Annotated in this window: 17 protein-coding genes; 16 read left to right on the plus strand and 1 reads right to left on the minus strand. The window is 49.2% G+C overall.

What is annotated here, in order from left to right:
* The first annotated feature begins 7 nt into the window (after positions 1 to 7).
* From ACM6JA_RS15485 to ACM6JA_RS15545, 13 genes are all read left to right on the plus strand, one after another.
* A complete protein-coding gene (locus tag ACM6JA_RS15485) occupies positions 8 to 1,387 on the plus strand; it encodes a M20/M25/M40 family metallo-hydrolase (protein ID WP_414852978.1) in 1,380 nt (459 codons plus the stop codon).
* A 174-nt stretch (positions 1,388 to 1,561) separates the two neighbouring features.
* Positions 1,562 to 2,533, plus strand: a complete 972-nt coding sequence (msrA, locus tag ACM6JA_RS15490) for a peptide-methionine (S)-S-oxide reductase MsrA (protein WP_414852979.1) — start codon at positions 1,562 to 1,564, stop codon at positions 2,531 to 2,533.
* Positions 2,534 to 2,629: 96 nt separating this feature from the next.
* Positions 2,630 to 4,207, plus strand: a complete 1,578-nt coding sequence (locus tag ACM6JA_RS15495; RefSeq protein ID WP_414852980.1) for a glutathione ABC transporter substrate-binding protein — start codon at positions 2,630 to 2,632, stop codon at positions 4,205 to 4,207.
* Between the two features lie 96 nt (positions 4,208 to 4,303).
* Positions 4,304 to 5,206, plus strand: a complete 903-nt coding sequence (locus ACM6JA_RS15500) for a D-alanyl-D-alanine carboxypeptidase family protein (protein ID WP_414852981.1) — start codon at positions 4,304 to 4,306, stop codon at positions 5,204 to 5,206.
* An 80-nt stretch (positions 5,207 to 5,286) separates the two neighbouring features.
* A complete protein-coding gene (locus ACM6JA_RS15505) occupies positions 5,287 to 5,934 on the plus strand; it encodes a TetR/AcrR family transcriptional regulator (protein WP_414852982.1) in 648 nt (215 codons plus the stop codon).
* A gap of 240 nt (positions 5,935 to 6,174) precedes the next feature.
* The gene (accB, locus tag ACM6JA_RS15510; RefSeq protein WP_414852983.1) at positions 6,175 to 6,690 is read left to right on the plus strand and encodes an acetyl-CoA carboxylase biotin carboxyl carrier protein; all 516 of its coding nucleotides are present in this window, start codon (positions 6,175 to 6,177) and stop codon (positions 6,688 to 6,690) included.
* 31 nt (positions 6,691 to 6,721) lie between these two features.
* A complete protein-coding gene (locus tag ACM6JA_RS15515) occupies positions 6,722 to 8,845 on the plus strand; it encodes a methylmalonyl-CoA mutase family protein (RefSeq protein WP_414852984.1) in 2,124 nt (707 codons plus the stop codon).
* Positions 8,845 to 11,016: a methylmalonyl-CoA mutase gene (gene scpA, locus ACM6JA_RS15520; RefSeq protein ID WP_414852985.1), complete on the plus strand. Its 2,172-nt coding sequence runs from the start codon at positions 8,845 to 8,847 to the stop codon at positions 11,014 to 11,016. The genes ACM6JA_RS15515 and scpA overlap by 1 nt, the downstream gene beginning before the upstream one ends.
* Positions 11,013 to 12,065, plus strand: coding sequence for a methylmalonyl Co-A mutase-associated GTPase MeaB (meaB, locus tag ACM6JA_RS15525; protein ID WP_414852986.1), 1,053 nt, complete (start codon positions 11,013 to 11,015; stop codon positions 12,063 to 12,065). Before scpA ends, meaB begins: the two co-directional genes overlap by 4 nt.
* 4 nt (positions 12,066 to 12,069) lie before the next feature.
* Positions 12,070 to 13,635 carry an acyl-CoA carboxylase subunit beta gene (locus ACM6JA_RS15530; RefSeq protein WP_048032820.1) on the plus strand — a complete coding sequence of 522 codons (1,566 nt, stop codon included), beginning with the start codon at positions 12,070 to 12,072 and terminating at the stop codon, positions 13,633 to 13,635.
* 21 nt (positions 13,636 to 13,656) lie between these two features.
* On the plus strand, positions 13,657 to 14,106 hold the full coding sequence (locus tag ACM6JA_RS15535) for an acetyl-CoA carboxylase biotin carboxyl carrier protein (RefSeq protein WP_414852987.1): 450 nt from the start codon (positions 13,657 to 13,659) through the stop codon (positions 14,104 to 14,106).
* 14 nt (positions 14,107 to 14,120) lie between these two features.
* Positions 14,121 to 15,467: an acetyl-CoA carboxylase biotin carboxylase subunit gene (accC, locus tag ACM6JA_RS15540; RefSeq protein ID WP_414852988.1), complete on the plus strand. Its 1,347-nt coding sequence runs from the start codon at positions 14,121 to 14,123 to the stop codon at positions 15,465 to 15,467.
* A gap of 90 nt (positions 15,468 to 15,557) precedes the next feature.
* Complete coding sequence (locus ACM6JA_RS15545; protein WP_007717926.1) at positions 15,558 to 16,055, plus strand: SRPBCC family protein; 498 nt, start codon at positions 15,558 to 15,560, stop codon at positions 16,053 to 16,055.
* A gap of 78 nt (positions 16,056 to 16,133) precedes the next feature.
* Here the strand turns inward: ACM6JA_RS15545 and ACM6JA_RS15550 are convergent, their stop codons facing one another.
* The gene (locus tag ACM6JA_RS15550) at positions 16,134 to 16,949 is read right to left on the minus strand and encodes an alpha/beta fold hydrolase (RefSeq protein WP_414852989.1); all 816 of its coding nucleotides are present in this window, start codon (positions 16,947 to 16,949) and stop codon (positions 16,134 to 16,136) included.
* A 114-nt stretch (positions 16,950 to 17,063) separates the two neighbouring features.
* On the opposite strand from ACM6JA_RS15550, the gene ACM6JA_RS15555 reads away from it, so the two are divergent.
* The 3 genes from ACM6JA_RS15555 to ACM6JA_RS15565 are packed head-to-tail and all read left to right on the plus strand — an operon-like array spanning position 17,064 to position 18,753.
* On the plus strand, positions 17,064 to 18,008 hold the full coding sequence (locus tag ACM6JA_RS15555) for a helix-turn-helix transcriptional regulator (RefSeq protein WP_414852990.1): 945 nt from the start codon (positions 17,064 to 17,066) through the stop codon (positions 18,006 to 18,008).
* A 10-nt stretch (positions 18,009 to 18,018) separates the two neighbouring features.
* Entirely contained in the window at positions 18,019 to 18,354 is a 336-nt protein-coding gene (locus tag ACM6JA_RS15560; protein ID WP_414852991.1) for a hypothetical protein, read from the plus strand.
* 24 nt (positions 18,355 to 18,378) lie between these two features.
* Positions 18,379 to 18,753: a hypothetical protein gene (locus ACM6JA_RS15565; protein ID WP_414852992.1), complete on the plus strand. Its 375-nt coding sequence runs from the start codon at positions 18,379 to 18,381 to the stop codon at positions 18,751 to 18,753.
* The last annotated feature ends 16 nt before the right edge of the window (positions 18,754 to 18,769 follow it).

The raw sequence follows: 18,769 nt of genomic DNA on the forward strand, positions 1-18,769 counted from the left end.
CCCGATCGTGAACAAAGAACAAGTGATAGGTATCGTGCAAGAAAATTTGCCGCATGCAATCGAGAAGCTGAAGCAATATTTGCGTTTTCCTACCGTATCCGCACAGCATAAGGCCATCCCAGAGACGGTTGAATACGTGGTCAAGATGATTCATGAGGTTGGTGGAGAGACAAAGGTACTCGACAATCTTGGCGGCAATCCAGTCGTGTATGCGTTTTTTGCAGCAGGTAGTGGAGGAGACGCCAGCAAAACGATCCTGTTTTACGATCACTACGATGTTCAACCACCTGAGCCGTTTCATGAGTGGAACACGGAGCCGTTTGACCCGACGATAATCGATGGAAAGCTGTATGCGCGTGGTGCTGCCGACAATAAAGGTGACCTCGTTGCGCGTCTGACGGCGATTCACATTTTGCAGCAGCAAGCAGGCGGTTTGCCTTGCAACATCAAGTTCCTGATCGAAGGAGAAGAAGAGATCGGCAGCCCGAATCTGGAGCCATATCTTCGAGAGTACAAGGATCTTTTCCAAGCGGATGCCTGCATTTGGGAATTCGGTGGAAAGGACGAAAATGAGCGAATCAGCATGGTTGCCGGGATCAAAGGAATGGCGTACCTAGAGCTGACATGCGTTGGGGCAGATATCGACATGCACTCCTCTGTCGGTGCGTATGTAGACAATGCAGCGTGGCGCTTGGTACAGGCATTGGCGACGATGAAAAATCAGCAAAACGAGATTTTGGTCGAAGGCTTCTTCGATGGGATCGAGGAACCGACAACGGATGAAAAGAAAGTCGTTTCCGAATTGCCGTTCAGTGAAGAGGCGACAGCAGCGCTATACGGTTTGAAACGCCCATTGATTACCGCGGCAAATAATGTGGACCCACGAGAAGCCATGGTTTTTCACCCGACCATGACCATTTGCGGTCTGGATAGCGGCTATACTGGAGAGGGCGCGAAAACGGTACTGCCGAAAAGCGCGAAGGCCAAGTTGGATTGCCGCCTTGTCCCAGGACAAGATCCACAGCACGTCATGAATTGCATCGAGAATCATTTAGAGAAGCATGGTTTTACGGATATTACCGTCACCATGATCAACGGACAAAAAGCGTATCGCTCCGATTTCCACCATCCATTTGTTGCTCACGTACTGGATACGGCTCGCTTCATATACGATCATGAACCAGTGCTTTCTCCAAACGCGGCAGGCACGGGTCCGATGTATATTTTCGGTGAACAGCTAAAGCTTCCTGTTGTCAGTACAGGGGTAGGCTGGGTTGGCTGCAAAGTACATGCGCCGAACGAATCCATCCGTTTGAAAGACTTCGAAGAAGGAATTGCGCATATGGTTGTCATGCTCTCTGGATTTGCCAAAGCGCTGTCAGAGTAGCAACATACGAATGAAGGATCATGCATTCCGATAGTGAAAAGGAGACCTTTCGTGTAAAAAGGTCTCCTTTCCTATTTGGAACCCTCTCGCAGTACTTCCAGAGTGGACTTTGCTTTTACAAACCATGTACAATCGTAAATGATAGTGTACATACTTTTACAGGAGGCGAAATGCGTGAACAGCGATACACATCCATTCGAAATCGCAACCTTTGCAGGCGGATGCTTCTGGTGCATGGTCAGTCCGTTTGACAAGATGCCAGGCATTGAAAAAGTCGTCTCCGGCTATACAGGCGGTCATGTCGAGAACCCAACCTATGAACAGGTATGCTCTGATACGACGGGACACTATGAAGCCATCCAAATCACATATGATCCGTCGAACATCTCATACGAGGAATTGCTGCAAATGTTCTGGAGACAAATCGACCCGACTGACGCAGGTGGTCAATTCGGTGATCGAGGTCAATCGTATGCGCCAGCGATCTTCTATCATAATGAAGAGCAAGAAAGGCTTGCGCAAAAATCCAAGCAAGAGCTGGATGCGAGCGGTCGTTTCCAAAGGCCCATTGCAACGCTGATTTTGCCAGCCAAGCCATTCTATCCGGCAGAGGAATACCATCAGGACTACTATAAGAAAAATCCGGTTCGCTACCAATACTACCGCGCGGCATCTGGCAGAGCGAAATTCACCAAGGAAGCATGGCGCGACCGTGCGAAGCAAGAAGAATTGAAAAAAATCTTGACTCCGCTCCAGTACGAGGTGACGCAAAATAACGGGACAGAACGTCCATTTACGAACGAATTCTGGGATCACAAGGAAGAGGGCATCTACGTAGACATCGTCTCCAACGAGCCTTTGTTCAGTTCCTTGGACAAGTTCGATTCCGGCTGCGGGTGGCCATCCTTTACCAAGCCACTGCAAGAGGAAACCGTAACTGAGCATGTGGATTTGACACATAATATGATTCGTACAGAGGTTCGCAGCAAAGATGCAGATTCTCATCTCGGCCACGTTTTCGAGGACGGTCCTGGAGAAAATGGATTGCGCTACTGCATCAATTCAGCCGCATTGCGCTTCATTCCGAAGAATCGTTTGGAGGAAGAAGGCTTCGGGGAGTATAAACGATTATTTGAAAAAGAATAGAGTGTGGACCGCTACTCTCCGGGAAACATGGGAGAAGGGCGGTCTTTTTGCTAAACATACAACTAGGTAAACAGAAGAGCATGCAGGGAGGGTCCAATGTACACGCAGACATCCATTCACAGACTAATTGGACTGTTACTCGCAGCAACCATCGCCATATCAGCCTGTTCTTTCGGTCAGGAGCCGCCTCATAACAATCAAATCGTACCGACACCCCAAAACGTTGCTGAGGGTGGGACGTTCATCATTGCGCGTATGTCGGATGCCGCAAATCTCGATCCCCATTTTATTTTGACGATTAATGAGGCGAGTGTCGTCCAAGGAAAAGTGTATGAAGGGCTCGTCAAACGAGATCGGAACATGAACATTCAGCCACAGTTGGCAACGGCATGGGAACAAATCGACGATCTTACTTGGGAGTTTACTCTCCGACAAGGCGTTGTTTTTCACGATGGGACTCCCTTTACTGCACAGGCGGTCAAGAAAACATTTGATCGTGTATTAGATCCAGCGGTGGCTTCTCCACGGGCAGCCATGTTCGAAAAAGTAAAACAGGTAAGGGTCATCGATCCGTACAGAGTCCAATTCATTCTTCATAAGCCATTTGCGCCTTTGCTTTCTATTTTGGCCAGCCACGAGGGGAGCATCATCAGCCCCACTGCGATCGATAAATACGGGCGGGAATTATCGCGTCACCCGGTTGGTACTGGCCCTTATCAGTTCCAATCATGGGAGCCTGGCAGTCAAATTACGTTGAGCAAAAACCAGTCCTATTGGGGCGAGGTTGCTACGCTTGATCAAGTCGTCTTCAAGGTTGTTCCGGATGATGCGGCTCGCATTGCGATGGTCGAGAATGGAGAAGCACATATTGCAGAGTCCATCCCTGTCATGGAGCTAGATCGAATTCAAGCCTCCAACCAGATGCGTGTGTACCGTAGTGATGCGCTCGGGACGGAGTTTATCGGGTTTAATGTAGCACGTCCACCACTGAATGATATCCGTGTGAGGAAAGCCATCAGTATGGCGATCGAGACGGGAGCGATCATTAAAGGGGTGTATAACAATGTGGGAACAAAGGCGAACTCACCGATTGGACCGCATGTGTTCGGTTACAGTCCGACTGTGAAAAGCTACCCGTACGACATCAATCAAGCGCGTCGGTTGCTCGCAGAGGCGGGCTATCCAGATGGTTTTCCTATTCATATGATTACCTACAACAGACGGGATCGAATCTTGGTTGCCCAAGTGATACGCTCGCAATTAAAAGGGATCGGCATCGACGCGGAGCTAAAAGTTGTTAGCTACGATGAGTTTGTCCGAACCATTGAGCAAACGAAGGATCATGAGATTTTTGTCAGTGGCTGGGCAAATGCAACCGGGGATGCCGACTACAATCAGTACAATTTGTTTCATACATCGGGTGGCGGGGCTGGCAACAGTTTTCAATACAGCAATCCCGAGCTGGATCATCTCATCGAGGCTGGTCGTAGCGAAACAGATCCTGCCAAAAGACTTGCCATCTACGCAAAAGCACAAGAAGTGGAGCTGCAAGATGCTTTGGTTGTTCCGATTCGCAATCTGGAGAATTTGGCTGTGATTAGCAACCATATTCAGGGCTTCTCCATCAGTCCAGCGGGTTACTTAAATATCGATCAGGTCGTGATTTCTCGATAAATCATGTAACGAAACGCCGGTCAATTATGTCATAATAGGTACGTACTTTTATTACCTACATAATTGGATCAGCTCCAAAACGAAAGGAACGTTACAATGAGAAGTTTTCGACACCGACTTTTGCATCCGCTCGTACTCGTAACGGCAATGGCATTTGTGTTGTCAGGATGTAACAGTACAGCTGCTCCACAAGAACCACAGACACCATCATCCGTGGAGACGCCAACTCCTCCAAAGAAAGAAGAAGCGAAGCCAAAGGAGGAGACCACGCCTCCACCGGCTGAAACACCAAAGCAAGAACAATCGGAGCAACACCAGAAAGCGAAACCAACGGAAACGAAGCCGGCAGAAAAGCCACCAGCGGGTCAGCCACCTGAGCTGTCGTTCCCGGACATCGAGGTCGTGGGTGAGCCTGAGAGTGTTGCTGTACTGGTGAACAAACAACGCAAGCTTCCAGAGAACTATCAGCCAAATGATTTAGTGTTTCCAAACGTTCCTTACTTGCTCCCGGAAAAGAGCGAGAAACGCAAAATGCGCAAAGAAGCTGCTGGTGCACTTGAGCAGTTATTTGCGGCAGCCCAGGCTGACGGTGTCCAGTTGGCTGGCGTATCTGCCTATCGCTCCCACGCCTACCAGAAAGCGCTGTTTAATCGCTATGTAAAAAAAGACGGCGTAGAGAAGGCACGGACTTACAGCGCCGTTCCTGGGACGAGTGAGCATGAGACGGGACTAGCGATTGACGTCTCCGGTAAGGAAGGCAAATGCGCAGCAACGAGCTGCTTTGCCGGAACCAAAGAAGCGAAGTGGCTGGATGAAAACGTCGAGAAATTTGGGTTTATCATTCGCTACCCAGAGGGAAAAGACTCGATTACTGGCTATATTTATGAGCCGTGGCATTTGCGTTATGTAGGGGCCGAGATCGCACAAGAAATCGGAGAAAAAGGGATTACGCTCGAAGAATATTCAGGTGCCGTACCTGTTTCTACACCAACGAATTAAGGAAGAAACGCCGATTTCTCACCGAAGAGAATCGGCGTTTTTGCTATGTAGTTATGCTATAATGTTCACGGGTGAAGATAATGGTCGAAAAATCAATCAGAGAACGTATTATTGAAACATCCATGCGCTTGTTTGAAGCAAATGGCTACCACAAAGTGACTGTGGATCAAATTGTGAAAGAAAGCGGCACATCGAAGGGAGGATTTTATCACAACTTCAAATCAAAAGATGAACTCCTCTACATCATTCATGATCAATTTATTACGTATGTGTTGGAGAAAGCAGAGGAAGCTTACGAGAAGTGGGATACCCCGACAGAACGTCTGCAAGCCATCGTAAAATCCTTCGTTATGATGATTGATCTGTACCGCTCGCAGGTTACGATCTTTTATCAGGAAAGCTTGTTTTTAGCTCCGGAGTACTACACGGATATTGAAACGAAAAGGGATCGCTATAAAAAAATCATGTTCACCGTCATTTCGGACGGGATCGAATCGGGTGAGTTCCGCCCGGAGCTGCCTGTGCCGATTGTGTCCATGGCTATCTTTGGCATGGTGAACTGGATTTACAAATGGTATCAAAAGTCAGGGACGTACTCGATCGAGCAAATCGCGGATATTTATGCTGATATGGTTCTTCATTCCGTTTTGAAATCAGAATCGATGGAAAACCCGGCATTTCAACGTTTTTTCCTGCAATCACAAGAAAATCCCTTCAAGCGATTGTAGGGGTGCTAACAAGGATCATGCGGCTACACTCAAGCTTTTCGATAGGAGACAGGGGCATAGTCGCTTGATGGTCCCTTATAAAATAACTCAATCAGACCAACTAGTTGGTCTGTACTAGTATTCTGACATTTGTTATAATATCGAAAAGACCAACTGGTCGGTCTTGTGTAATCGCAACAGTCCAACTAGTCGGTTCGTGAGATTGTGCCAGTCAGATTCGGGAATAGGGGAGGAATAGTCGTGCTTACCATTTACGAATTACGAGAACTTGTGAAGCTATTGGAGCAGACGGACATAGAATCTTTTGAGGTAAACGATGAAGATTCTTCTTTGCGTATCAAACGAAGAAATGGGAATCAAGTCACAGCCGTACATCAAACCCCCGTACAAATCAAAAGTGCACCAATCGTGACCGCGGTACCCGTTGTCTCTTTGCCTAAAAAAGAAGCGATTGAGCGTCCAGTCGAAAAAGTCCCTGTGGAAGCCCCTCAGAAATCGGAGGAAGTGACGGAAAACTTGTACAAAATCACTTCTCCCATGGTCGGAACCTTCTATGCAACACCTGCAGTTGACGCAGCACCATACGTATCCGTAAATGATCGGGTAGAGCCAACTACGATTGTCTGTATTGTCGAGGCCATGAAGCTGTTTAACGAGATTGAAGCAGAAGTAAAAGGAGAGATTGTCCAAATCTTGGTGGAAAACGGTCAGTTGGTCGAGCATGGACAGCCGTTATTCCTGGTGAAGCAAGCGTAATGGAGCAGCTTTTAAGGGGAGGACTGGAAGAGTGAGCAAACATACATGGTTCAAGGAATTTTCCGTTCCCACGTACGAGCAATGGCGGGAAGCGGCAGAAAAATCGCTAAAGGGTGCATCTTTTGATGCCAAGCTACTGACGCATTCGTACGAGGGGATTGTTCGCCAGCCAATCTATAGGTACGAAGATGTCAAAACATTGCCGCATCTGGAAGCGCTACCAGGAGAGGCGCCTTTTCATAGAGGGAATCAGCAGTCTGGCGAGCAAAAGGAACACAAATGGCAGGTCTGTCAGGAAATCATCGCAACGAGTGCCGGTGCGTTCAATCAGGCAGCCGTAGACGATTTAGGGCGCGGGCAAACGATGCTGCATCTGATGGTGGATCATGCGACATTGGCTGGACTTGATCCTGACGAAGCATTGCCAGATACGATTGGTCACAAAGGCGTATCTGTTTTTTGCCGAGAGGATGTAGAGCAGGCATTTCAAGGGGTGAAGCTTTCAGAGGTCCCTCTTTACGTGAACACAGGAGCACTTGGCTTGCCTATTCTTTCACTCCTTTTGGCACATGTTGAATCGACAGGCCAACAAGTCTCCGAGCTTCGCGGATGCATCGGGCAAGACCCTGTAGCGGTTCTACTCATAGAGGGCAAGCTCCCTTGTTCCTTGCAGACAGCTTATAACACCATGGCAAGCATGACGAAATGGGCAAAAGATCATGCGCCAGCGCTGAAAACGATTCTGGTTCAAAGCAATCCTTATCAGGATGGCGGCGGAAACGCAGTAACGGAACTAGCTTTTTCACTGGCCACAGGGGTCGACTATTTGCAAGCGATGCTTGAGCGGGGGCTGTCCATAGAGGATATCGCACCACGTATGCAGTTCTCGTATTCGATCGGTTCAGACGTCTTCATGGAAATCGCGAAGCTGCGTGCTGCAAGAATGCTCTGGTCAAACATCGTGGCGGCCTACGGCGGATCAACGGAAACTCAAAAGATGACGATTCACGCCAGAACTTCGGCCTGGACGAAGACGATTTACGATCCGTATGTCAACATGCTGCGTTCCACGACAGAAGCGTTCTCAGCCGTTATTGGTGGTGCAGACAGTCTGCATGTATCCGCATTTGACGAAGCGATCCGCCCTGCCAATGAGTTTTCAAGAAGAATTGCCAGAAATACGCAAATTATTTTGCAAGAAGAAGCGCATTTGGCAAAAGTGATCGATCCTGCGGGAGGTTCTTGGTACGTTGAATGGCTCACAGATGCATTAGCGAAAAAAGCATGGGAGCTGTTCCAGCAGGTAGAAGAGCACGGCGGCATGCTGAGCGCATTAGAAGCAGGCTTCCCACAAGGCTTGATTGCCCAGATCGCGGATCAAAAAGCAACGAGCATCGATACGCGTAAAAAGCGTTTGGTTGGAACCAATATGTATGCCAATACGGCTGAGCAGCCACTGAAGGCCGAGAGTCTTCCGAGCATTCACGAAGAGCGAGCAGCGGAAGCACGATCCCTTCGGCTGAAACAGGACGCGACTCTCGTCCCCGCAGCGCTCGATGAGTTGGCAAAACATACGGACGAGCTCGTGGCACATGCAGTAAAAGCAGTCCTTCATGGAGCGACTTTGGGAGATATCGCTAAAGCCATGAGACGTGAAGATTCAGTGGAGACTATCATCCAGCCACTCCACATTCACCGGGCATCCGAGCGCTTTGAAGCCTTGCGGATACAGGCAGATGATTTCTTGATAACAACAGGCAAAAGACCGACCGTATTCTTGGCGACGATGGGTCCGGTGGCAAAGCATAAGGCACGGGCAGATTTCGCATCAGAGTTTTTTGCGGTTGGCGGCTTTGACGTATGGCGCAAGCAAGCATTCTCTACCCCTGTAGAGGCGGCAGAAGCTGCGGTGGCATCGGGTGCGATGATCACGGTCATTTGCTCGGACGATGCGAGTTATCCGGAGCAGGTACCGCCATTGGCACAAGCAATCAAGCAACGTGTACCTCAGATGACGGTTCTGTTGGCTGGCTTGCCTGACGCGGAGCAGTTGGCTACTTATAAGGCTGCCGGAGTAGATGATTGCATCCACATGCGTTCCAATTGCTACGAGATGCTGCGAGAACTCCAGGAGCGGATAGGAGTGAGCTCATAATGAAGCGACCTGATTTTTCAAATATGGCTTATCAGTCCAAACGAGATGTGTCTGATTTGTTTCCCAAACTGGGTGCAAACCCACAAAGAAAGGAGCAAATGTGGCAGACACTGGAGCAGATCCCTGTAAAACCTCTTTACACAATGGAAGATGTGGAGGGCATGGATCACCTCGGCTACATGCCTGGTTTGCCACCGTATACGCGCGGACCGTATCCGACGATGTACGTGACTCAGCCATGGACGGTTCGCCAATATGCCGGATTTTCTACGGCGGAAGAGAGTAACGCTTTTTACCGACGGAATTTGGCTGCGGGACAAAAAGGGCTGTCGATTGCCTTCGACCTTGCGACACATCGCGGCTATGACTCTGATCATCCTCGGGTAGTTGGGGATGTCGGGAAAGCAGGCGTGGCAGTTGACTCCATTCTCGATATGAAAATCTTGTTCGACGGCATCCCCCTCGATCAAATGTCCGTCTCCATGACGATGAACGGAGCCGTTTTGCCTATTATGGCGTTCTATATCGTGGCAGCAGAAGAGCAAGGAGTATCGCAGGCGGAGCTTACCGGAACGATCCAAAATGACATTTTGAAGGAATACATGGTTCGGAATACTTACATTTATCCGCCAGAAGCGTCGATGAAGATCATTTCCGATATTTTTGCCTACACCTCCAAGCACATGCCCAAATTCAACAGCATCAGTATTTCGGGCTACCACCTGCAAGAAGCGGGTGCGACCGCGGATATTGAATTGGCCTACACGTTGGCAGATGGCTTGGAATACGTTCGTACTGGTCTTGCAGCAGGCATCGACATCGATGCGTTTGCGCCACGACTGTCATTTTTCTGGGCGATTGGCATGAACTACTTCATGGAAGTGGCGAAAATGCGTGCAGGCCGTTTGATTTGGGCCAATCTGATCAAACAGTTCCATCCAAAAAACGAAAAGTCGATGGCACTGCGGACACATTCGCAAACGTCCGGATGGAGCTTGACGGAGCAGGACCCATATAACAACGTGGTGCGGACGTGCATCGAGGCCATGGCCGCGGCTCTGGGGCATACCCAATCTCTGCATACGAACGCACTGGATGAAGCGATTGCGTTGCCGACAGATTTTTCTGCCAGAATCGCGCGAAATACGCAGTTGTTTTTGCAGGACGAAACTGAGATAACCAAGGTCGTCGATCCGTGGGCAGGTTCTTATTACGTAGAGTCCTTAACTGCGCAGCTCGTGGAAAAAGCGTGGGCGCACATCGAAGAAATCGAAGCGCTTGGCGGTATGGCAAAAGCAATTGAGACGGGATTGCCGAAAATGAAGATCGAGGAAGCGGCTGCACGCCGTCAGGCACATATCGATTCAGCGAAGGAAGTCATTATTGGCGTGAACAAATACCGTCTGGACAAAGAAGATCCACTGGAAATTCTCGAAGTCGACAATACAGCTGTCCGGGAAGCGCAAATCAGACGTTTGCAGGAGCTGCGCAATAACCGCGATGAGGCAAGAGTGCAAGCAACTCTTCAAGCCATTACAGAATGTGCAAAAACGGGCGAAGGCAATCTGTTGGAGCTGGCCATTGAAGCGGCGAGAGCAAGAGCTTCTTTGGGAGAAATATCGGATGCATATGAAAAGGTTGTGGGTAGGCACAAGGCGGTCATTCGCTCTATTAGCGGCGTCTACAGTTCCGAATACGCAGATGCCGATGAAGTAGCGGCTGTGCGCAAGATGGCAGACGAATTCGAGCAATGGGAAGGCAGACGTCCCCGTATTATGATCGCGAAAATGGGTCAAGACGGACATGACAGGGGAGCGAAAGTGATTGCCACCGCTTTTGCCGATTTGGGCTTTGACGTCGACATCGGTCCGTTGTTCCAGACACCTGAGGAAACTGCGAAGCAAGCGATAGAAAATGACGTGCACGTGATCGGCTTCAGCTCGCTTGCGGCAGGACATAAAACATTGCTGCCACAACTGGTGGAAGAGCTCAAGAAGCTGGGACGCGAGGATATTGTCGTCGTCATAGGTGGTGTTATACCGGCGCAGGATTACGCCTTTTTGCGAGAGCATGGTGCCGCAGCTATCTTTGGGCCAGGAACAGTCATTCCTGTAGCAGCCCAGCACGTTCTGCAAGAGATCGTGTATCGCCTGGAGGCTGCTGGACAATGACCGGGGGCAAGGCTGACAAGAATTTCTTGAACGTTTCCTCCAAGGCGCGCCTCCCACGCTTATCGGTGGATCAATATGTCACAGGCGTACGGGAAAACAGCCGAACGGTTTTGGCACAGGCAATCACGCTGGTCGAGAGCAACGCTCCCGCTCATATGGATATGGCCCAAGAGGTGATCAAACAGCTTCTTCCTCATACAGGTCAATCCATACGCATAGGGATATCCGGTGTGCCAGGTGCGGGCAAGAGCACGTTCATTGAAGCATTCGGGAGTATGCTTTGCGAAAAAGGTCATCGTGTCGCTGTCTTGGCCGTTGATCCGAGCAGTACGGTTACTCGCGGGAGCATTCTCGGCGACAAGACGCGGATGGAGCTCTTGTCACGCAATCCACAGGCGTTCATCCGACCGTCTGCCACGGGCGGCACGCTAGGCGGAGTCAATCGGAAGACGCGGGAAACGATGCTGATCTGCGAGGCAGCAGGCTATGATGTGATTTTGGTCGAGACAGTCGGGGTCGGACAGAGTGAGACGACAGTCAGGTCTATGGTCGATTTCTTTTTACTGCTGATGCTGACAGGCGCGGGCGATGAACTGCAAGGAATCAAAAAAGGCATCATGGAAATTGCGGATGCGCTTCTGATCAACAAAGCCGATGGGGAAAACCGCACGCGTGCCTTGATCGCCAAAGGTGAATACAATCGTGTTCTGCATTACTTGCAGCCAGCAACCACTGGCTGGGAGACGAAGGCATACATGTGTTCTTCGCTGACAGGGGAAGGCATTGAAGGTATTTGGGAGGTCATCGGTCAATTTCGTGAAACCACCGTCCAATCAGGCAGCTTCGAGGCAAGGCGCAAAGCGCAGCTACTCGATTGGATGCACAGTATGGCTCAGGACTACTTGCGCGCGACCTTTTTCGGCAATCAGCAAGTAGCCGAGCTGCTTCCCACCATTGAGGGAGCCGTTGCGAGTGGCGAGATTTCACCGACGAGCGCCGTACAGCAATTAGTGGCGATCTATGAGAATGCGATCATGAAAAAGGAATAGAGAGATGGTGGCCCTTATGAGCAACAATATGTACGAAAAAATTGATGAATTGATGGAACGTAAATATAAAATCCAGCTTGGTGGCGGAGATGCTCGTATCGATGCTCAGCATAACCGTGGCAAGTTGACTGCACGCGAGCGGATCGAGCTTCTGCTTGACCCAGACACCTTTATGGAGCTGAACCCGTTTGTTGAGCATCGCGCTACGCATTTTGGTCTCGACCAGATGGAGGCACCGGGCGAAGGCGTCGTGACAGGCTACGGAAAAATCAACGGTCGTCCCGTCTATTTGTTCGCGCAGGATTTCACGGTATTTGGCGGTGCTCTGGGTGAGATGCACGCGATGAAAATCGCCAAGGTGATGGACCTGGCAGCGAAAAACGGCGCTCCTTTTATCGGTCTGAACGACTCTGGCGGCGCACGCATTCAAGAAGGGGTAAGCTCGCTGGATGGCTATGGCACGATTTTTTACCGCAATGCCATTTACTCCGGTGTGATTCCGCAAATCTCTGTCATCCTCGGTCCGTGTGCGGGAGGAGCCGTTTACTCTCCAGCGATTACGGATTTCGTGTTCATGGTAGAGAAGACGAGTCAAATGTTCATCACAGGTCCAAAAGTGATCGAAACCGTTACAGGTGAAAAAATATCTGCGGAGGATCTAGGCGGAGCCAAAGTCCATTCGACGGTGAGCGGCAATGCTCATTTTACGGCAGAAACCGAACAGGAAGTATTGGAAGGAGTGCGCAGGCTACTCAGCTTCCTACCACAAAACAATCGCGATCGCGCACCTGTGATAAAAGCAGAGGAGAATAATGGATGGCAAGAGGAGCTTCTAGAGCTCGTACCTGCTGAAAGCACCAAAGTATACGATGTGCGCAAGGTTATCGAAAAAATCGTGGATCACGGTGATTTCATGGAAGTACAGCCGAACTTTGCCCGCAATATCGTTATCGGTCTGGCGCGTATCGATGGACACAGTGTCGGCATCATCGCCAACCAGCCGAAGGTCATGGCAGGCGGACTGGACATTCATTCATCGGATAAGCTGGCACGGTTCATCCGTTTTTGCGACTGCTTCAACATTCCGCTGCTAACCTTTGAAGATGTCTCTGGCTTTTTCCCGGGAATCAATCAGGAGCACGGAGGGATTATCCGTCATGGGGCGAAAATCTTGTATGCATACTCAGAAGCAACGGTTCCCAAAATCACCGTGATTCTGCGCAAAGCATACGGAGGGGCTTATGTGGCGCTCAACTCCAAGTCCATTGGAGCAGATGTCGTATATGCATGGCCGAATGCAGAGATTGCCGTCATGGGTCCCGAGGGGGCAGCCAACGTCATTTTTGCAAAAGAAATTGAACAAAGTGAGGACCCGGCTGCGACTCGCGCAGAGAAAATTGCCCTCTATCGAGAAAAGTTCGCCAATCCATATGTCGCGGCAAGTCTCGGGATGGTGGATGACGTCATCGATCCGCGTGAAACCCGCCAAAAGGTGGCGCAAGCCTTGGAAATGCTCAGAAACAAACAGGAAGATCGTCCGTACAAAAAGCACGGGAATATCCCACTATAAAAAAGGAGCTCTGATCGTACTATGAAGCTGCATGAACTGCGTGAATTGATCAAGCTGGTGAATCAGTCTTCCATTGAGGAGCTGGAATGGGAGAAGGGCAAGACCCGCATCGTGATCAAAAAAAGCGCACCAGTCGAAGTCGTGGCTGTCAATGCGCCTGTACAAGTGGGCGAAGTAGAGCATGGCTATCAGGAGGCAGCCGCCACAGCTGAGTCCGTCGATGTCGTTGCTGAGGTACCCAAGGAAGTGACACAGCAAGTCATGTCTTTAGGAGTAGGACTGTTCTATGCGGAAGTGACAGTAGGGCAGACTGTTAAAGCTGGCGAAAAAGTTGGACGATGCACGACGGATGCTCTTCAGCTTTCTGCCGACATTACATCCCCTGTTAGCGGGATCGTCACGGAAATTCTCGTCGTGGATGGTCAGTTTGTCGATTATGGAAAAGCATTGCTCGTTGTCAAAACTCAGTAGGAAGGAGTGCGCCTATGTTTACGAAAGTATTAATTGCCAATCGCGGCGAAATCGCTGTCCGCATTATCCGAGCTTGTCAGGAACTAGGGATAGGTACAGTCGCTGTCTTTTCTGAAGCGGATCGGGAAGCATTGCACGTAGAATTGGCGGATGAAGCGTATTGCATCGGACCTACGGCGTCCAAGGACAGTTATTTGAACATGGCACGGATTATGACGGTCGCTCTTCACACAAAGGCAGACGCTATCCATCCGGGCTATGGTTTCTTGGCGGAAAATGCTTCGTTCGCCCAGCTTTGCCAAGATTGCTCGATTACCTTTATCGGCCCCGATCCCGAAGCGATCACCAAAATGGGTGACAAATCCGTAGCAAAAGCAACGATGAGTCAAGCGAATGTTCCATTAGTTCCGGGCACAGACGGCTTGATTGATGACATCGATGAGGCATTGCAGGTAGCGGAGAAAATCGGCTATCCCGTCATCGTAAAAGCAACGGCTGGAGGCGGCGGCAGAGGAATGCGGGTCGCTTCTGACGCCGATGAGTTGTCCAAGGCGATTCGGCAAGCCCAGAAAGAAGCGGAGACGGCATTCGGCAACGCCGGCGTGTACTTGGAAAAATACGTGGAAGAGCCACGGCATGTGGAGATTCAAATCATGGGCGACAAGCACGGCAGCGCTGTGTACTTGGGAGAGCGGGATTGCTCCATCCAACGTCGTCATCAAAAGCTGGTAGAGGAAGCGCCATCTCCGGCGCTGGATCAAGCGCTGCGCGAGCAAATGGGGCAAGCTGCGGTGGCGGCAGCCAAAGCGGTTTCGTACCACGGAGCGGGTACCGTTGAATTTTTGCTAGACAAGCACGGTCAATTTTACTTCATGGAAATGAATACACGGATTCAGGTAGAGCATCCCGTGACAGAGATGATCACAGGGATCGACTTGATCAAAGAACAAATATCTGTTGCAGCAGGCAATCCGTTATCCTTTTCACAAGAAGATGTGAAAATCAACGGATGGGCAATCGAGTGCCGAATCAACGCGGAGAATCCAGCGAAAAACTTTATGCCATCACCAGGCAAGGTCATCAATTACTTGCCGCCTGGCGGTTACGGTGTGCGCGTGGACAGTGCGGTTTATCCCGGCTACGAAATCTCTCCTTTCTATGACTCGATGGTCGCCAAGCTGATCGTTTGGGGAACAGATCGCAACGAAGCATTGGCTCGTATGAAACGGGCGCTAGGTGAGTTTGTCATCGAGGGCGTGCATACGACGGTTCCCTTCCATGAGAAACTGCTGGAGCACCCTGACTTTGTGGCAGGGAATTTCGCTACGAACTTCTTGGAGAAACATACGTTGGAATTGTAAAGAAAGAATAGACGGAACAAGCTGCGGGGTTATCGTGGCTTGTTTTTCATTATAATAAAACGAGGAAAACCGCAAAAAGGAGCTATGTAAATGAGTGAGTATTCAACGATTGCACTAAACATGACCAGAAATTTTGATGTCCCACCTGAAAAAGTGTTTGATGCATGGCTGAATCAAGAGATGATAAAGAAATGGTTTTTTACATTGGAGCGAACCAATAAAGTGGCACAAAATAACCCACAGGTAGGGGGAACATGGGAAATTGTTGATCACCGAGACGGGAAAGATTATCGCGCGATAGGAGAGTACATTGAAATTAATCGTCCAAAGAAAATCGTCTTTACTTTTCAGATGCCGCAGTTTAGCGATTCTACCGATACCTTAATCGTGGAGCTAAAAGATACACAGCAAGGCTGTGAAATGACTTTTACGCAAAACATCGTCGTTCCGCATGAAGAAAATTGGACGCAGACGGATATTGAAAAAGCGTTGAGAGAATACCATGATGGCTCGGAACATGGCTGGAATCTCATGTTCATGGGCCTAAAAGAGTTAGTGGAAACAGGGAAAATTAGTTATCAAGGTTAAACAAGTACATGCTTTAAAAAAAGAGGGGGAACAGAGACTTTCCAATATCTCTTCCCCCTTTTGTGCGTGCATTGGCTATTATTTCAACTCGTCAAGAAAGCTTCTTACAGCCTGATAGTATCCGTCAGGGTTCGTAGAATGGATATCATGCCCACACTCAGCAAAACTTGCAAGCTTTGTGTTTGGTCTTTGGGTCACCATGCGTTCCGCTTGATTTTCATCCAATACAAAGCTTTTTTTGCCATGGATCAGCAAGATCGGGCAAGAAGACGCTAACCAATCGTTCCACCATTCCCCGGTAATGTGTCGTTGAGAAATCGGCATGCCTTTTAAATCAGAACGGAATCCCCAGCCTTGTTCATCCTCAAACACGCTTTCCGAAAAATAATCGACCGCTCGAACGCCGACTTCTTCGAGTGATTTCCTTAGATCGTGTAAAGAAGGGGAGCGATGTGGGAGTTTTTCTGCAAAGGATAAGTCGGCCTTAATTTCTACCCCGATATCTTCCACAATGACCGCGTTCACAAGCTCAGGATAACGAGCGGCAAATTGATAAGCGTTGACGCCTCCTAAAGAATGCCCGACGATCGTAACAGGAGCTACAGCAAAAACGGTCTTAACAAAGGCGAGAATGTCGTTGAGGTAGCCTTCACGTGAGTAATCCGTATCTGGGGCATGTTCACTCCAGCCGTGACCTCGTTGATCCAATCCAATCACGCGCCAATCTGTGAATCTGGAAGCAAACGCTGTAAATGTTCGTGCATCATTCATATGACCATGCAGCAGGAGTAAGACTCTTTGACTATCCCCGCCAAAATCGAGGTAAGATAGTTTTACGTTACCTGATTGGAAAAATTTCCTCGTTATTGTCCCTTTTTCTTGTGGCTGAAGCATAAAGCAATCCCTCCTTATTGATAATCAGCATCATGTCTAACTCGACTTCACCTTCACAATAACAGATAATAGTGACAGGAATTGTCATAATAAAAACTTTTGGAGAGTTATGCCATGCCAAAATCAAAAAGACTGCTAGAAATGATGATGACTGTCAACCGGAAGCGTAAGTTTACTGTGAGTGAGCTTGCAGACGAATTTGGCGTTTCAGGGCGAACGATCCTAAGGGACCTGCAAGAGCTGAGTGAGTTAGGGGTACCTTTGTACTCTGAGGTGGGACCGCATGGCGGATATCATGTTTTGAAGGAAAGGATTTTGCCGCCTATTGCATTCTCAGAGGAGGAAGCGGTCGCAATCTTTTTCGCGATCCATGCTCTTCGACACCATACCTCACTGCCATTTGAGACAGAATCCTCTTCGGCGCTGAACAAATTTTATCAGTTCATGCCACCGGATATTCGAGATCGCATTGATCAGATGAAGCGCCGTGTCGATTTCGTGACACCGAAGCGGCAAGCCAGCTCTCCGTATTTATCCATATTGCTGGATGCTGCCATCCAACAAAAAGTACTCCTTATCACTTATGAAACGCGCGGACAACAATCCAAGCGTGAGATGCAGCCGATTGGAATATATACAAAAAACGGTTTATGGTACAGCCCGGCTTATTGTTATCAACATCAAGATATTCGTGTGTTTCGTTGTGACCGTATCCATTCCATCGAACAATCGGCATCGAAGCCGTTGGATCTTCGAGACATTCATTTGGAAAATCGACACATCACAACAGTTGAGGATCAGGAGACGGTCTACTTATTTGCAGAGCTGACCACTGAAGGTGTGCAGGCTTGTGAGGCTGAACTTTGGCTTGCATCCATGCTGCATGTGCGGCAGGATGGAAGTGGTTGGTTGGAAGGAAATGTAGCGAGAAGTGACATCTTATTTTTTGCAAAGTTCTTGCTTGGCTTGGGGAAAGAAGTGACTGTGCAGCATTCACCCGAAATAGTGGACGGCATAAAAACATATTTGACAGAACTGATAAACATTTACTCGCAATGAGGAGGTAGCTATGGCATTACCCAAAAAAGGCACACGGGGGATAACGGTCGGAGAGCAGCGATATCGATGGGTCATTAGCCCAGCAGCGAAGGGGCTGCTCGCGTTGACGATTCAGCACAATGAAGGTTTAGGGCAATTGATTCGCGTGTATGTAAAATCAGATGTGAATGACTTTTGGGCGGAGTTTCCACTTGTGCAGCATTTGGATATGAGAGTGATAAAGCCAGCTGACGTCGCGGCTATCATTGAAGAGGCGATCAAGCTGGGGTGGCAGCCTGACAAAAAGGGGGCGCCTTTGAGCTTTGATTTCATCGGTAGTACGCTCGTCAAAAAAGGGGATACATAGCAATACCGGAGAGGGTTGATCATCATGTGTCGATATGGGATGTATGGTCCGTATAAACAAATATACGCCTGTTTTCCTTGCCGAAAAGTGTTCAAGCAAACCTCCAAATATGAGTTGACGGAGGAAGAATGGAACAAGATCAAGCATAGCTGTCCGCAATGTAGTGAGGGAATGAAGGATATGGGGCATGATTTCAAGGCTCCGAAACAAACGGATGTGAAGCAGTGGAAAAAGGTTGAAATCCTCTATCAGCATGGGTTTACCTATCATTCCTGTGGTTGTGGTGGCCCAGGCTACCGGCCAGCCCAATTAAATGAAGTGGACGAATTTCTCGAAAAGAACAAGCGGTTCAAAACAGAGGGAGAGAAATTGCTGAATAGACTCACAGTAAGAATGTAAAAGCGAGCAGGGGGCG

Source organism: Brevibacillus sp. IT-7CA2, from assembly GCF_949767855.1.
In the GTDB taxonomy this organism is placed as follows: domain Bacteria; phylum Bacillota; class Bacilli; order Brevibacillales; family Brevibacillaceae; genus Brevibacillus.

What these genes read in the sequence shown, in the direction of transcription:
- ACM6JA_RS15495 (WP_414852980.1), top strand. Translation starts at nt 2,630, where the DNA reads ATGTACACGCAGACATCCATTCACAGACTAATTGGACTGTTACTCGCA.
- ACM6JA_RS15500 (WP_414852981.1), top strand. Translation starts at nt 4,304, where the DNA reads ATGAGAAGTTTTCGACACCGACTTTTGCATCCGCTCGTACTCGTAACG.
- ACM6JA_RS15505 (WP_414852982.1), top strand. Translation starts at nt 5,287, where the DNA reads ATGGTCGAAAAATCAATCAGAGAACGTATTATTGAAACATCCATGCGC.
- scpA (WP_414852985.1), top strand. Translation starts at nt 8,845, where the DNA reads ATGAAGCGACCTGATTTTTCAAATATGGCTTATCAGTCCAAACGAGAT.
- meaB (WP_414852986.1), top strand. Translation starts at nt 11,013, where the DNA reads ATGACCGGGGGCAAGGCTGACAAGAATTTCTTGAACGTTTCCTCCAAG.
- ACM6JA_RS15530 (WP_048032820.1), top strand. Translation starts at nt 12,070, where the DNA reads ATGGTGGCCCTTATGAGCAACAATATGTACGAAAAAATTGATGAATTG.
- ACM6JA_RS15535 (WP_414852987.1), top strand. Translation starts at nt 13,657, where the DNA reads ATGAAGCTGCATGAACTGCGTGAATTGATCAAGCTGGTGAATCAGTCT.
- accC (WP_414852988.1), top strand. Translation starts at nt 14,121, where the DNA reads ATGTTTACGAAAGTATTAATTGCCAATCGCGGCGAAATCGCTGTCCGC.
- ACM6JA_RS15545 (WP_007717926.1), top strand. Translation starts at nt 15,558, where the DNA reads ATGAGTGAGTATTCAACGATTGCACTAAACATGACCAGAAATTTTGAT.
- ACM6JA_RS15550 (WP_414852989.1), bottom strand. Translation starts at nt 16,949, where the DNA reads ATGCTTCAGCCACAAGAAAAAGGGACAATAACGAGGAAATTTTTCCAA.
- ACM6JA_RS15555 (WP_414852990.1), top strand. Translation starts at nt 17,064, where the DNA reads ATGCCAAAATCAAAAAGACTGCTAGAAATGATGATGACTGTCAACCGG.
- ACM6JA_RS15560 (WP_414852991.1), top strand. Translation starts at nt 18,019, where the DNA reads ATGGCATTACCCAAAAAAGGCACACGGGGGATAACGGTCGGAGAGCAG.
- ACM6JA_RS15565 (WP_414852992.1), top strand. Translation starts at nt 18,379, where the DNA reads ATGTGTCGATATGGGATGTATGGTCCGTATAAACAAATATACGCCTGT.